The organism is Haloplanus aerogenes, from assembly GCF_003856835.1.
GTDB lineage: Archaea > Halobacteriota > Halobacteria > Halobacteriales > Haloferacaceae > Haloplanus > Haloplanus aerogenes.
This window is the reverse complement of record NZ_CP034145.1, coordinates 1475176-1490027: the sequence shown is the minus strand read 5'-3', so window position 1 is coordinate 1490027 and position 14852 is coordinate 1475176. Positions and strand designations below refer to the sequence as shown.

Annotated in this window: 13 protein-coding genes; 8 read left to right on the top strand and 5 right to left on the bottom strand. The window is 67.7% G+C overall.

Annotated elements, in window-relative coordinates; translation table 11 throughout:
- Positions 1–156: 156 nt before the first annotated feature.
- Positions 157–957, top strand: a complete 801-nt coding sequence (coxB, locus tag DU502_RS07575; RefSeq protein ID WP_121918789.1) for a cytochrome c oxidase subunit II — start codon at positions 157–159, stop codon at positions 955–957.
- Positions 958–1043: 86 nt separating this feature from the next.
- Here coxB and DU502_RS07570 read toward each other — a convergent pair whose 3' ends face one another.
- Complete coding sequence (locus tag DU502_RS07570; RefSeq protein ID WP_121918788.1) at positions 1044–1469, bottom strand: adenylyltransferase/cytidyltransferase family protein; 426 nt, start codon at positions 1467–1469, stop codon at positions 1044–1046.
- A gap of 157 nt (positions 1470–1626) precedes the next feature.
- Between DU502_RS07570 and DU502_RS07565 the strand changes: the two genes are divergently transcribed.
- Positions 1627–3543: a DHH family phosphoesterase gene (locus DU502_RS07565; protein ID WP_121918787.1), complete on the top strand. Its 1917-nt coding sequence runs from the start codon at positions 1627–1629 to the stop codon at positions 3541–3543.
- Here DU502_RS07565 and DU502_RS07560 read toward each other — a convergent pair whose 3' ends face one another.
- Complete coding sequence (locus DU502_RS07560) at positions 3544–5160, bottom strand: phospholipase D-like domain-containing protein (RefSeq protein WP_121918786.1); 1617 nt, start codon at positions 5158–5160, stop codon at positions 3544–3546. It abuts the gene before it with no gap.
- 97 nt (positions 5161–5257) lie between these two features.
- Here DU502_RS07560 and DU502_RS07555 point away from each other — a divergent pair, with 97 nt between their 5' ends.
- From DU502_RS07555 to DU502_RS07540, 4 genes are all read left to right on the top strand, one after another.
- Positions 5258–5500 carry a hypothetical protein gene (locus DU502_RS07555; RefSeq protein ID WP_121918785.1) on the top strand — a complete coding sequence of 81 codons (243 nt, stop codon included), beginning with the start codon at positions 5258–5260 and terminating at the stop codon, positions 5498–5500.
- 80 nt (positions 5501–5580) lie between these two features.
- Entirely contained in the window at positions 5581–6360 is a 780-nt protein-coding gene (locus tag DU502_RS07550; protein ID WP_121918784.1) for a hypothetical protein, read from the top strand.
- Between the two features lie 98 nt (positions 6361–6458).
- Entirely contained in the window at positions 6459–7778 is a 1320-nt protein-coding gene (locus DU502_RS07545; RefSeq protein ID WP_121918783.1) for a phosphoribosylamine--glycine ligase, read from the top strand.
- A gap of 42 nt (positions 7779–7820) precedes the next feature.
- Positions 7821–8024 carry an HVO_0649 family zinc finger protein gene (locus DU502_RS07540; protein WP_121918782.1) on the top strand — a complete coding sequence of 68 codons (204 nt, stop codon included), beginning with the start codon at positions 7821–7823 and terminating at the stop codon, positions 8022–8024.
- Here the strand turns inward: DU502_RS07540 and DU502_RS07535 are convergent.
- Both DU502_RS07535 and DU502_RS07530 read right to left on the bottom strand, forming a co-directional pair.
- Positions 8016–8861 (bottom strand): aldo/keto reductase, encoded by an 846-nt coding sequence (locus tag DU502_RS07535; RefSeq protein WP_121918781.1) that lies wholly within the window; start codon positions 8859–8861, stop codon positions 8016–8018. The genes DU502_RS07540 and DU502_RS07535 overlap by 9 nt on opposite strands.
- 76 nt (positions 8862–8937) lie before the next feature.
- Entirely contained in the window at positions 8938–10014 is a 1077-nt protein-coding gene (locus DU502_RS07530; RefSeq protein ID WP_121918780.1) for an ATP-binding protein, read from the bottom strand.
- A gap of 113 nt (positions 10015–10127) precedes the next feature.
- Between DU502_RS07530 and DU502_RS07525 the strand changes: the two genes are divergently transcribed.
- Positions 10128–12302 (top strand): thioredoxin domain-containing protein, encoded by a 2175-nt coding sequence (locus DU502_RS07525; RefSeq protein WP_121918779.1) that lies wholly within the window; start codon positions 10128–10130, stop codon positions 12300–12302.
- On the opposite strand, the gene DU502_RS07520 is transcribed toward DU502_RS07525, so the two are convergent.
- Complete coding sequence (locus tag DU502_RS07520) at positions 12299–12679, bottom strand: thioredoxin family protein (protein WP_121918778.1); 381 nt, start codon at positions 12677–12679, stop codon at positions 12299–12301. The genes DU502_RS07525 and DU502_RS07520 overlap by 4 nt on opposite strands.
- A gap of 94 nt (positions 12680–12773) precedes the next feature.
- Between DU502_RS07520 and ligA the strand changes: the two genes are divergently transcribed.
- Positions 12774–14810, top strand: a complete 2037-nt coding sequence (gene ligA / locus DU502_RS07515; protein WP_121918777.1) for an NAD-dependent DNA ligase LigA — start codon at positions 12774–12776, stop codon at positions 14808–14810.
- Positions 14811–14852: the final 42 nt, after the last annotated feature.

The window sequence follows — 14852 nt, the reverse complement described above, 5'->3', positions numbered from 1 at the left end:
ACTGATCGGCGTTTGGAAATCCGCCTATTTATGTACCGCGCTTTTTCTCACGTGGCGACGACACGCGCCCAGCGGACCGCCCCCGCCACACCGTGTGGTTCCTTGCCGTCCCTATCAGTAGCTATTTAGGGGGGAGATTCTAACGGCCCATAGAGTATGAAACGGTCGCGCCTCGTGCTGGCGTCGCTGCTCTCGGCGGTGGTTCTCTCCCTCGCCGCCGACCCCGTGGTTGCCCAGCCATCAGAGTCCGCAGAGCTGATTTATGGTCTGAACGAGAAACTGCTGCTCGTCGCCGTCCCGATTACCCTCCTCGTCGAGGGTATTCTGATCTACACCGTCTATCGGTTCAAGGACGCCGACGAAGCCAAGCCGACCAAGGAGAACCGCCGACTCGAGATCACGTGGACGGTCGCGACGGCCATCATCCTCCTGTTCGTCGGCATCGCCTCCTACGGCGTGTTAGCCAACGAGAACGTCACCTTCGAGCAGGACGAACAGCAGATCGCCCCCGAAGACGACGACGTAGTCGTCCACATGGACGCGTTCCAGTGGGGCTGGCAAGCGAGCTATCCGCAGGAAGACGTCCAGATCGCGAGCACGTCGCCGACGGTGGTGATACCAGCCGGACAGGACGTCTACTTCAACGTCACATCGAGTGACGTGTTACACGCGTTCCACGTGCCCAAGCTGGGCCTGAAGCAGGACGCCATGCCCGGCCAGTCGAACGTCATCAAGACCGTCGCCACCGAGGAGGGAACCTACCAGGGCTACTGTGCCGAGTTCTGTGGTGTCGCGCACTCCCAGATGTACTTCGAGATTCAAGTCGTCTCGCAGGAGGAGTACCAGCAGTACCTCGAAGAGCAACAGAGCGGCTCGTCCGGTGACCTCGAAGAACCCGACGACGACGTGATCCGCGCCCACGACGAGACGCTGTCGCAGGCGCCGATCCGAGCCTGAACCACACGACCGTCTTGTTTCTATCCGACGCTCGATAGCGGCCGCTCTTTGTCGTCAGTTCGTCACTGAGAATCGTCGCCGCCCGATCAGCAGCGACGCTCGACGATGCGATCCACGATCCGGCCCGTCGAGCAGAGTTCGTCGTCCTCCGGTTCGCGCGCCGAGGCACGTCTGATCTCGCAGTCGATGCCCCGCGAGCGGAGCGCCCGCCGGAGGCCGTCCTCGTCGTGATGCTGGTCGTAGCCGAGGACGATGATGTCGGGGTCGATGCGTTCGATGGGGACGAAGATGTCGTCGGGGTGGCCGAGGTGGGCCTCGTCGACGACGGCGAGGGCGTCGACCATCGCGCGCCGTTGGCGCCCGGGGAGGATCGGTTCGGGCTTGTGGGTGACGTTCTGGCTGCGAGCGACGATGACGTGGAGGCGGTCACCCATCGCCGCGGCGTCGGAGAGGTAGTGAACGTGGCCGGGGTGGAGGATGTCGAACGTGCCCTGTGCGACGACCGTCGTCATGGGCCGGCCTCCCGTCTCGGCTGGTCGACGGAGTGTTCGGACCGGAAGAGCCGCATATCTCCGAGTCGGTGGTGTCGCCTTCTAAGGGTTCCGGATGTGCGTAGCGGGGGCGCCGGATTCTGCAAGGCTTAACTTCGGGCACCCACCACACAGTTGTATGACCGCAGGGACTGCCGGGGATTCCGGCACTGACACGGACGACGACTCCCGTCCCATCGTCTACGATCTCGCACCCGATTGCACCGCCGACGATATCGAGGTCGGCAACTACTACCACGCCGTCGTCAACGGCGTCGTCGCCTACGGCGTCTTCGTCGACATCTCGGACGACGTCTCCGGCCTCGTTCACGAGTCGAACCTGACCGGCGACTACGACGTGAGCGACCGCCTACTCGTCCGACTCGACGAGATCCGTGAGAACGGTGACGTCGCCTTCGCGGAGGCCGACCTCGACGACTACCGGACGGTCGCGGTCGATCACCACCCGACCGTGACGCCCATCGAAGCCCTCGACATCGGCGAGACGGTGACCATCGAAGCGACGGTCAGCCAGATCAAGCAGACCGCCGGCCCGACCGTCTTCCGGTGCTGTGACGCCACCGGGATCGTCGCCTGCACCGCCTTCGAAGACGCCGGCGTGCGAGCCTACCCGGAGGTCGAACTCGGCGACGCCGTCCGGATCGCCGGCACCGTCGAGGAACACGAGGGGAGCCCCCAGATCGAAGTCGAATCGCTCACGCGCCTGACCGACGAGGACGCCGAACGCGTGCGTGCCGAGGTCGACGCCGGCCTGACCGACCGCGCCGAACCGCACGACGTCGATCCGCTCGTCGAGTGGGAGGCGTTCGAGAAACTCCGACCCGACCTCCGCGACGTCGCCCAGCAACTCCGCCGGACCGTCCTCGAAGGCCGTCCGATCCGGGTTCGTCACCACGCCGACGGCGACGGGATGTGTGCCTCCCTGCCCGTGCAGGTGGCGCTCGAACGCTTCATCCGAACCGTTCACGACGACGACGACGCGCCGCGTCACCTCATCAAGCGCCTCCCGAGCAAGGCGCCGTACTACGAGATGGAGGACGTGACCCGTGACCTCAACTTCGCGCTCGAAGGCCGGGAGCGCCACGGGCAGAAACTCCCCCTCCTGCTCATGCTCGACAACGGGAGCACCGAGGAGGACGTGCCTGCCTACGAGAATCTCGCCCACTACGACGTGCCCATCGTCGTCGTCGACCACCACCACCCCGACCCCGACGCGGTGAACGACCTGCTGGACGCCCACGTCAACCCCTACCTCGTCGACGAGGATTACCGCATCACGACGGGGATGATGTGTGTCGAACTCGCGCGGATGATCGACCCCGAGATGACCGACGAACTCCGGCACGTCCCCGCCGTCGCGGGGCTGGCCGACCGCTCGAAGGCCGAGACGATGGCCGACTTCGTCGACCTCGCGGACGAGGAGGGCTACGGCCGCGATGACCTCGTCCGGATCGGCGAGGCGCTCGACTACGCCGCCCACTGGCTCCGCTACAGCGAGGGCAAGACGCTCGTGAGCGACGTGCTCAACGTGGACTGTGACGACGAGCGCCGCCACGAGGAACTCGTCGACTTCCTTGCGGATCGCGCCGAGCGCGACATCGACCGCCAACTCGCCGCGCTCGACCCCCACGTCGAACACGAACGGCTGTCGAACGACGCCCACCTCTACCGCGTCGACCTCGACGACTTCGCGCACCGCTTCACCTACCCCGCGCCCGGGAAGACGACCGGCAACCTCCACGACCGCAAAGTCGAGGAGACGGGCGACCCAGTCATCACCATCGGCTACGGTCCGGACTTCGCCGTCCTCCGATCCGACGGCGTCCGCCTCGACATCCCCGAGATGGTGGCGGAACTCGACGAAGAAGTCGTCGGCGGCGGCGTCTCCGGCGGCGGTCACCTCGTCGTCGGCTCGATCAAGTTCGTGAAAGGCATGCGCAGCGAGGTCATCGAGAGCCTCGTCGAGAAGATGGCCGACGCGGAACTCGACGAAGAACTGTCGAGCGCGGCGGCGCTCGATCACGGGGACGACTGATCACCGGCCGAACCTGATCGTTTTCCGCGCGACGACGAGGGCGAGCACCAGCGCCGCGAGCGCACCGGCCACGATCACCCACGTCGTCCGCCCACCGCCGCGTCCACCTCGCCAGTCCGCCGCGAACGTCTCCCGGAAGTAGCTCGCGAGCGATTCGCTCCGGACGGCGAGCGCCACCTCGCGGTTCTCCGAGACGGCGTTTGCGTTCCAGTTGAGGCTCCCGACGACCACGGTGTCGTCGACGACGACGCCTTTCGCGTGAATCTTCTCGTATCGCCCGCTCGGCTCGGCGACGCGCGCAGTCAGCGGGAGGTCACGTCGGTCGGCGACCCCGTTCAGCCACTCGACGAGCGCCGCGTTCTCCTCGGCGACGTACCACGCCCCCGAGAGCAGGATCCGGACTGTGACGCCGCGCTCGGCCGCCCGAATCGTCGCGCGGAGGAGCGGCCCGTCGCGACGGCCGATGGTGGGTTGGATCACGTCGACCCGGTCGCCCGCGCCGTCGATCACGCCAACGAGCGCCGACTCGGCGTTGCCGGGCGCCGTGAGGACGCGCACCCCGGCGGCAGTCGCGGTGGTCGGGTCGAACCGCGACGGGTAGGAGCCCTCCGCCGGCATCCCGGCCTCGAACGTCTTCCCGCGTCGGAACCGCCCCCACGGGAGCGCGTCCCGCCACCCGGCGTCGGCGCGGAAGAGGCCGGCGAGGTCGGCCGCGACGGGCGCCGATTCGACGACGACACCCCAGCCCCGGCTACTCTGTCCACCCACGCCCGCGGGCTTCCAGTTCTCCGTCGTGACGAGCGCCCGGTCGTCGACGACGGCGTACTTCGGGTGATGGTAGTCGAAGCGAGCGCGCGGACCGCCGAGGACCGCCACGTCGACGCCCGCGGCCGCGAGGCGGTCGAGCGTGTCGGCCCCGCGCGCCGTCCGCCCGCCGACCGGATCGGCGTCGACGAGGACGCGCACGTCGACGCCGCGACGCTCCGCGGCGATCAACGCCGCCGCGACCCGGTCGCTGGTGAACGTGTAGCCGGCGAGGAAGATGCGGTCGCGGGCACCACGGAGCGTCTCGACCGGCACCGACGGCGTGTCGGGGAGGACGAATCCGGTGACAGTCGCAGGACCGTAGCGATGCACGTCGCGTGGGCGGTAGCCGACGGGGCGCCACCGCGTGCCGTCGTCGGTTCGGACGAGGCGTTCACCCTCGGGCGCGTCGCGGTAGGCGAGGGTGGCGACGACGACGCCGTCTCGCCGGAGGCGGAGGCGTTCGCCACTGTTCGACAGCGAAAGGTGGGAAACGGCGACGACGGGGGCGTCCGCGAGCCGTCGCGTCGCGTTCGGATCGGCGCCGACGGCCACGCGGGCCGCCGGCCGGTCGGCGGGCAGAGCGACGACGCGTTCGCCGTCGTCGAGCGTCCAGTTGGCTTCGGTGGTGGGTACCCGAAGGACGACGAACTCGCCCGTGTCGCCGTCGGCGGTTGGGTTAGGGAGGGTGGCGACGATGTCGGCGTCGGCGGTGGTCGCGTTAGCGGTGGTCGCGTCGACAACGGGTGTCGTCGTCGGAACCACGGCGGCGACGACGAGGACGACGACGACGAGACGCAGGCGTCGGGACACGGGGGGGCTGGCCGCGGCATCCGACATAAACGTCCGGGAGGTCGGCGCTCGCCCGGGACGATAACCCCTATTACCCCCCGCCACCGACGGAACGAGCATGGTCGCGGTGGCGAACGCACTCCGGTTGCTCGGCTCGGCACTCGGCGCCCTCGGCGGCGCGCTGGTGTTCGTCGAGTTCTTCCAGATGCCCAACTACGTCGAGTACAACCCGGAGTTTCAGGATTACCGGATAGAAACCAACCGAGCGGACGTTCGAGAACACACTTGGATCGGCCGAATCGGCGGGCTCTGCCTCTCCCTCGGCTTCGCGCTCCTGTTCGTCGCCACGTTCCTCGGGTGACGACGCGAGCGCATGCCCCTCGGCCGCGACGGCGCAGTTATTAGTGCGTCGGCGTCCAACAGGCAGGCGGAACGGTAGCCGTGTCACGACCCCTCCAACAGTTCATCGACGACTTGGAGTCGCGGCGCAGACGGCTCCTCGTCGTGAACGGAACCGAAGTCGACGCCAAGGTCGACGCTATCGTCGACTACTTCGAGCGCTTCGATCTAGAGACGGGCCACGTGACGGCGGCGGAACTGCCGGACGCGTTTCTCGTCCTCACCGACGGCGACGCGTGTCTCGGGGCGGTCGGGATCAAGGAACTCCACGACTACCTGTTCGACGCGCTTCGCGACGCCTCGCTCGCGGACCTCACCGAAGACGTTCGACAGCGACCCATCGTCGAGGGGTTTCTCGCTCGACTCGACCAGAACGTCTACTCGCTGACCGGCGAGCGACGGCTCCCGCTGGTCTGTGTCTCCCAGTTGCTCGAATCGCGTGCCTGGCGCCGCGGGGCTGGATCCCTTCACGCCGGCGTTCAGCGCCTGAGTACCTTCGAGAGCGCGCCAGCGACGTGGACGCGCTATCGCAAGATCGCCGAGGCATCCGTCGAGACGACGGTGTACGGCCAGACGGACTGGGAACCCGAGGACTGGGGTGCGGTCACGGCCTACGGCGACGAATCCGGCAGTCTGGTCGGCGAGTACTGGTTCGTCATCTACAGCGGGCCGGAAAAGTACGACGACGGCGCCCTCCTCGCACACGAAACCGAGACAAACCGATACACCGGGTTCTGGACGTTCGACTCGGCCACCGTCGACGCGCTCGTCGAGACGCTCGTCGACGACTATCAGCCCGAACTCACGTGTCTCCGAACGTGACGTGGGCGTCCTACGGTGGCGCTGACGCCCGAGAGTGACGTTCGATCGTCGCCTCGATTCGGCGGTGACGTTTTGCGTACACCGCGTGTCGAGAGAGCATGGACTCCCGACGATTCCTCTTCGTCTCGGCGGACGTGGCGCTGATCGGTGACCTCGCGTGGCAGGTCCACTGCGAGGGCCACGAGGTAAAATACTACATCGAGGCGTCGTCGGACCGGGAGATTGCCGACGGCTTCGTCTCCAAGACCGACGACTGGCGCGCCGAAGTCGACTGGGCCGACGTGATCGTTTTCGACGACATCTGGGTCGGCGACGAGGCGAAGACCGGTGAACTCGCCGAGGAGTTGCGGGCCGAAGGCCACGCCGTCGTCGGCGGGACCCCGAACACCGACCGTCTCGAAGCGGACCGTGGCTACGCGATGTCGGTGCTCGAAGAGCACGGCGTGAACACGCTCGATCACCGCGAGTTCACGTCGTTCGACGCGGCGATCGATCACGTCCGCGACAACTCAGCGCCGTACGTCATCAAACCGCTGGGGGAGGTACAGAACGTCAAACGCCTGCTGTACGTCGGCCGGGAGGACGACGGAAGCGACGTGATCGACGTGTTGCAGGCCTACGAGAAGGCGTGGGGCCACCGAATGAAGGGCTTCCAGCTCCAGCGGAAGGTCGACGGCGTCGAAGTGGCGATCTGTGGCTTCTTCGACGGCGAGCGGTTCGTCGACCCGATCAACTTCAACTTCGAGCACAAGAAACTCTTCCCGGGCAACATCGGCCCCTCAACGGGAGAGATGGGGACCTCGACGTTCTGGGCGGGGCGTAACCGGCTGTTCGCGGCGACGCTCGAACCCCTCGAATCGTGGCTCGCATCGGAGGGCTACGTCGGCAGTATCGACCTCAACTGCATCGTCGACGGCGACGGAGTCTATCCGCTGGAGTTCACGCCCCGCTTCGGCTACCCGACGATCACGCTCCAGCAGGAAACGTTCGAGTCCCCGACCGGCGAGTTCTTCTACCGTCTCGCGCGCGGCGAGGACCCGAATCTGCAGGTGTACGACGGCTACGCCATCGCCGTCCGACTGGTCTTGCCGCCCTTCCCCTTCGACGATCCGAAGACGTACGACGAGAACTCCCGAAACGCGGCGGTGGTGTTCGATACGCCGTCGGGCGAACCGCCGGCGGGCGTCCACATCGAGGACGCGAAACGCGTCGACGGCCAGTGGCGGGCGGCCGGCGAGAGTGGAATGCCACTCGTCGTGACGGGGATGGGTGAGACGATGCAGGCGGCCCGTGAGCAGGCGTACGACCGTATCGACGACATCGTCGTGCCGAACTGCTACTACCGCGACGACATCGGGGAGCGCTGGATCGACGGCGACGGCGACCGGTTGCTGGCGTGGGGCTATCTCGGACCCTGACGAGGCGATAGTTTATATTTCTGGAGCCGAAAGGTGTGTGGGATGGCAACGAATGGCATAGCAGGGAGTACGGCGCTCGACCGGCTCCGACGGCGCTACGAAACCACCCAGAAGAAGTGTCCGGCGTGTGGCTACGTCGACCACGGCGCCAACTGGACGAGTCGGACGGACGGCCGGCGCGTCGTCTACCGGCACGTCTGCCCGAGCTGTGACGCGAGCCGTGAGCACACGTTCCGACTAGGCTGACAGCCGGGTCATCTCGTCGTCGGTGAGCGTGAGGGCGGCGGCGGCGACGTTCGATTCGAGGTGGTCGACGCTGGACGTGCCCGGGATGGGGAGGATCACGGGCGACCGGTGGAGGAGCCACGCGAGCGCCACCTGTCGCGGCGTGGCGTCGTGGGCCGTCGCCACGTCTTCTAGCACCGCCGCTTTCTCGCCGAGGGCACCGCCGCCGATGGGGAAGTACGGAATGAAGCCGATACCGTCCTCCTCGCAGACGGCGAGCACGTCGTCGTGGGTGCGCTCGGCGACGTTGTACTCGTTCTGGACCGTCGCAATCTCGACCACGTCGCGGGCGCGTTCGAGCTGATCGACCGAGACGTTGCTCACGCCGACGTGCCGGACGAGGCCCCGATCCTTGAGGTCCGCGAGCGCCGCCATCGCGTCCTCGATGGGTACGTCGGGATCGGGCGCGTGGTACTGGTACAGGTCGATCGTGTCGACGCCGAGGCGGTCGAGACTGCAGAGCGCAGCGTTACGCAAGTAGTCGGGGTCGCCGTGGCGGAGCCAGTCGCCGTCGGGCGAGCGCAGGAGGCCACCCTTCGTGGCGACGACGGCGTCGTCGGGGACGCTCGCCGCCGAGAGGAGACGTTCGCTGGTTCCCGGGCCGTACGCGTCCGCGGTGTCGACGAAGTCGACGCCGAGTTCGGGGGCGCGCTCGAGGACGCGATGGGCCTCGGCCACGTCGGCGGGGTCGCCGAGGATATCCGGCCCGGTGATTCGCATCGCCCCGAAGCCGAGGCGGTTGACGGGCAGGTCGCCGCCGATGTCGAAGGTGTCACAGGTGTCGTCGAGTGAATGCATAGGACACCTTGGTCGGCTGGTGGGTTATAGCCCCGCCGTCGTCCGGGCCGGTGTCAGTCAGTGACGACGGTCCGTCTCACTCCGGCGGCGGTCGCCGGAACTCGACGACGACTTCGGTCCCGCGGGGGTCGTTGTCGCGGACGGACACGTCGCCGCCGTAGTGGTTCATCAGCGTCTTCACGAGGGCGATGCCACGTCCCTCGCCGGATTCGATGGCCGAATCGAACAGGTGTGTCTTCACGTCGTCCCGGATTCCGGGCCCGTCGTCGGCGATGCGGACCGCCACCGTCCGGGGGGTGCGCTCGGCCGAGACGAACACCGTCGGCTCCGCCCGATCGTTGTGCTCGATGGCGTTGCGAATGAGGTTGGCGAAGACGGCCGAGACGGCCCCGGTCGCCATCACGTACAGTTCCGGCGGTACGTCCACCTCGAACGTCGCCGCCTCGTGGGCCGATCGGGCAGCCTCGACTTCCCGGAGGATACCCGTCGAGATATCCATGGGCGCCGGCGTGCGTTCGCCGGAGAAGAGATCCGCCAGTTCTCGCATGTCGTCGATGAGCGACGCGATGGCGGCGCTCCGTCGTTCGATGGGGGCGAGATACGTCACGTCGTCGACGCGCTCGTCGAGGAGCGTGGCGTACCCCTGGATGACCTGCGCCGCGTTCAACACGTTGTGACGGAGGTGACTGTTCAGGAAGACGAGTGCGTCACGGCGATGATCGGCGTCGCGAGCCGCGCGATTCGCACGGGCGTAGTAGATGCCAGCGACGCCGCCGCCGATACCGCCGCCCGATCCCATCACGATGATGCCGAGCGCCGCCCCGTCGACGGTCCGTCCCTCTGCGAGTCGGATGCCGACCGTCAGTGCTGCCAGCGTCCCGAATCCGATCATGCCACCGAGCGACCACCGGACCACGGTCCACGCGTCGGCGAGCGGGAGGTCGCTCCCGGCGAGCCAGTGGCTCAGTCCGAGGAGACCGACCGACAGCAGGAGACAGAGGCCGAGCGAGACGGTGGGGAAGACACCGAGGCCGAGCGTCTCGACGTCACGAAAGAAGTTCGCGAGCGAGACGACGGCGACGACGCCGCCCAGAATGGCGAGCAGCGAGGGGGCATGGCCGGCGAGTCGCCGTTCCCACGCCGGTACGTCCATATGCGAGGATTGGCAAGCATATATAAAACGATTGGCCTAGTCGTTCGACAGGTGACTGACGCGACCGCAGTGGTGTTCTTGGCCTTTACCTGTCTGGGCGCCGAACTACGACCATGCCCACGACGCCGACGGATCGGAATCGTCTCGACGAGGAGGCCAGCCCCTATCTCGAACAACACGCGGACAATCCGGTCAACTGGCAGCCGTGGGACGAGGAAGCGTTACGCACGGCGCGCGAACACGACGTGCCCATCTTCCTCTCGGTCGGCTACGCCGCCTGTCACTGGTGTCACGTGATGGAGGCGGAGAGCTTCCAGGACGACGAGGTGGCGACGGTCCTCAACGAGCGGTTCGTCCCGATCAAGGTCGACCGCGAGGAGCGCCCGGACGTGGACAGCGTCTACCAGACCATCTGTCAACTCGTCTCCGGTGGCGGCGGGTGGCCGCTCTCCGTCTTTCTCACCCCGGAAGGCGAACCGTTCTACGTCGGCACGTACTTCCCCCGAGACCCCAAGCGCGGCCGCCCCGGATTTCTCCAGCTCCTGCAGGACGTGTCCCGGTCGTGGCAGGAGGATCGCGGCGAGATCGAGAACCGCGCGGAGCAGTGGACGGCGGCGATCACCGACGAACTCGAATCGACGCCGGAGCAACCGGGCGAGCCACCCGAATCGGACGTGCTGGAGTCGGCGACGGCGGCAGCCATCCGGAGCGCCGACCGCACGCACGGCGGGTTCGGCGCCGGCGGGCCGAAGTTCCCCCAACCCCGCCGCCTCGACCTGTTGCTCCGCGCCGCGACGCTCGACGGCGACGAGGCGGCCGGCGACGTGGTGACGGAGACGCTCGACGCCATGGCCGCCGGCGGCCTCTACGACCACGTCGGCGGCGGCTTCCACCGCTACGCCACCGACCGCGAGTGGACCGTCCCGCACTTCGAGAAGATGCTGTACGACAACGCGGAGTTGCCGCGGCTGTACTTCGAGGCCGCGCAGGCGACGGGCGCGGAACGGTACGCCCGCGTCGCAAGCGAGACGGTCGCCTTCCTCGAACGCGAACTCCAGCACCCAGAGGGAGGGTTCTACAGCACGCTCGACGCCCAGAGCCGGACGCCAGACGCCCGGCTCGACGAGGGCGAGGAGCCCGAGGACGAGGAGGGCGCCTTCTACGTCTGGACGCCCGACGAGGTGCGCGCGGCGATGGGCGACGACCCGATCGAGGCTGCGGACGCGACGGTCGACGCCGAGACGGCCGCCGACCTGTTCTGTGACCGCTACGGCGTCGAGTCCGGCGGTAACTTCGAGGGCGGGACGACCGTCCTCACCGTCTCGGCGGGGTACGAGGACCTAGCCGAGACGTACGACCTCTCCGAGGAGACGGTCGAGCGCGTCCTCATGGCGGCCCGGACCCGCGCCTTCGACGCCCGCGCCGAGCGCCCGCGGCCCGCCCGCGACGAGAAAGTGCTCGCGGGGTGGAACGGCCTCGCCATCTCGGGCATCGCGACCGGGGCGCGAACCCTCGATCCGGCGCTCGTTGCGACGGCCACCGACGCCCTCGACTTCGTGCGCGACCACCTCTGGGACGCGGACGAGAGACGGCTGAAGCGACGGTTCAAGGGCGGCGACGTGCAGGTCGAGGGCTACCTCGACGACTACGCCTTCCTCGCGACGGGCGCCTTCGACTGCTATCAGGTGACCGGAGAGGTGGACCACCTCGCGTTCGCGGTCGACCTCGCGCGCACCATCCGGTCGGAGTTCTGGGACGACGAGGCGGGCACCCTCTACTACACGCCCGAACACGGCGAGGGGCTAGTGACCCGGCCACAGGAGTTGAACGACCAGTCGACGCCGTCGAGTCTCGGCGTCGCGGCCGGCCTGTTCGACGAACTCGACCTGTTCGTCCCCGACGAGGACTTCGGCGAGATAACCGAACGACTGCTCGCGACCCACGCCGACCGGATTCGGAGCAGTCCGCTCGAACACGCGTCGCTCGTCCTCGCGGCGGACGCCCACGCTCGCGGCCCGGTGGAACTGACGCTCGCGGCCGACGAGGTGCCCGCGTCGTGGCGGGAGACGCTGGCCGAGACGCCCCTGCTGACGGGCGTCGTCGCGCCACGCCCGGCGAGCGACGACGACCTCGATCCGTGGCTCGATTCGCTCGGTATCGACGAGGTGCCCCCCATCTGGGCGAACCGGGAGGCGCAGGACGGGGAGCCCACGGCGTACGCCTGTCGGGACTTCACCTGTTCGCCGCCGCAGACTGACCTCAAGGCGGCGCTAGACTGGTTGAACTAGTCGTCGGCGTTCGCCGGCGCCTCGTCCGCCGCCGCAATCTGCTCCGCGAGATACTCGGCGATAGAAACGGGTTCTTCTTCGACGAATCGGGCAATCTCCTCCCCCTGACGTTCCACGACGACGGTCGGGATGTACTCGATACCGTACTCGTCGACGCCCTCGCCCTGCTTGTCGTCGTCGACGGGGAACTGTTCGATCCGGTCGGCGGGGACGCCCGCGGCGTCGAGGGCGGCGGCGAAGGCTGGCAACTGCCCCTGACAGTCGCCACACCAGTCCGCACCCCAGACGAGGTAGGTCAGGTCCTCCCGCCCCAGGCGTTCGCGTACCTGCTCGTCACCGCTCCACTCGCCAGCCGGTTCCATGGTTTCCAGAGACATGGAGCGTCGTACCACGCCCGCGGATTTAACCCTCGCGCTCCGGCAGTCGAGTCGCTACCTATTCCTACCCGGCGACCCCTCACCCGACAGCGAGATGGTCGAGGAACCAGCGGACAACCCGTACGTGCGCGACCCGGACACGTCGTTCGCGCCGGTCGACGAACTGAACGAGGACGAGGCCCGCGAGCAGGTTGCCGACCTGCGCGCAGCCATCGAGTACCACGACTACCGCTACTACGTCGAGAACGACCCCGTGATCGCCGACCGTGCCTACGACGAACTGTTCGAGCGCCTGCAGGCGTTAGAGGACGCGTTCGACTTACACGACGAAAACTCGCCGACCCAGCGTGTCGGCGGCGAACCGCTGGACGAGTTGGAGACGGTCGAACACGTCGTGCCCCTCCTGAGCCTGCAGTCGTCGGGCGAGGTGGACGAAATCCGCGAGTTCGACCGGCGGATCTGTGACCGCGTGGGCGAGGTGAACTACTCCGCGGAGCCGAAGTTCGACGGCTTCTCCGTCGAGGTGGTGTACGAGGACGGCGCCTTCGACCGCGCCGTCACCCGTGGCGACGGCCAACGGGGCGAGGACGTATCTGCGAACGTCCGCACCATCCGCAGCGTCCCCCTCCACCTCCCCGACGACGCTCCCGACTTCCTCGCCGTCCGCGGCGAGGTGTACATGCCCCGTTCGGGCTTTCAGGAACTGAACGAGCGCCGGATCGAACGCGGCGACGACCCCTTCGCCAACCCGCGCAACGCCGCGGCGGGGACGGTCCGCCTCCTCGACCCCGAGACGGTCGCGGATCGCCCGCTCGACGTGTTCTTCTACGACGTGATCGACACCTCGGCCGACCTCGACGCCCAGACGGAAGCGTTCGACCTGCTCCGCGACCTCGGCTTCCGCGTCAACGACGAGACGACCGTCGTCGACGACGTGGACGCCGTGATCGACTACCGCAACCGGCTCATGGACGAGCGCGACGACCTGGAGTACGAAATCGACGGCATCGTCGCCAAGGTGGTCGACTTCGACGCTCGCGAGGAACTGGGGTCGACCGCGCGCCACCCTCGCTGGGCCTTCGCCTACAAGTTCCCTGCGCGGACCGGCGAGACGACCGTCGAGCGCATCATCGTACAGGTTGGACGGACGGGGAAGCTGACGCCGGTCGCCCTCCTCGACCCCGTGGACGTACAGGGCGTGACGATCAGTCGTGCCACCCTCCACAACGCCTCGCAGATCGAGAGGCTGGGGGTACGGGAGGGTGCGAGCGTCCGCCTCGAACGCGCGGGCGACGTGATCCCCGAGGTGGTCGAGGTGACGGAGGGTGGCAACGGCTACTTCGAGATGCCGGACGCCTGCCCCGTCTGTGACGGCAACGTCGCCCAAGAGGGCGAACACCACTACTGCACGAACGCGTCGTGTCCCGCCCAACTGCGCCGCTCCCTCCAGCATTTCTGCTCGCGCGACGCGATGGACATCGAGGGTCTGGGTGCGGAGGCGGCCGACCAGCTAGTCGAGGCGGGGCTGATCGAGTCGCTCGCCGACCTCTACGACCTCGATCGTGACAGCCTCGTGGCGCTGGACGGGTGGGGCGAGAGATCGGCCGACAACCTGCTCGCCGAACTGGAGGCGAGCAAGCACGTGGCTCTGGGCACGTTTATCTACGCGCTCGGCATCCGGCACGTCGGGACGGAACGGGCGCGAGCGCTCGCCGCCGCGTTCTCGCTCGACGAGTTGCTGGACGCGACCGTCGAGGACCTCCGCGCCGTCGACGACGTGGGGCCGGAGGTAGCGGAGGCCGTCGTCGACTACTTCGACTCCGAGGCGAACGTCGAGATGGTGGAGCGCCTCCTCGACGCGGGTGTCGAACCCGAACGGCAGGAGCGCGGCGACGAACTGGACGGGCTGACGGTGGTGTTCACCGGGAGCGTGCCGGGCTACACCCGGTCGGAGCTGACGGAGTTGCTGGAGACCCACGGCGCGAACGTCACCTCCTCGGTCAGCGGCGAAACGGACTACCTCGTGGTCGGTGAGAATCCGGGGACGCGGAAGCGAGAGCAAGCGGAGGCAGAAGGGGTGAAGACGCTCGATCCGACGGCGTTCGAGGAGCGGATTCTGTCGCGGGTGTAGCCGCCCGTTCCATCACCGATTTACGCGCCGGCCGCGAATCGG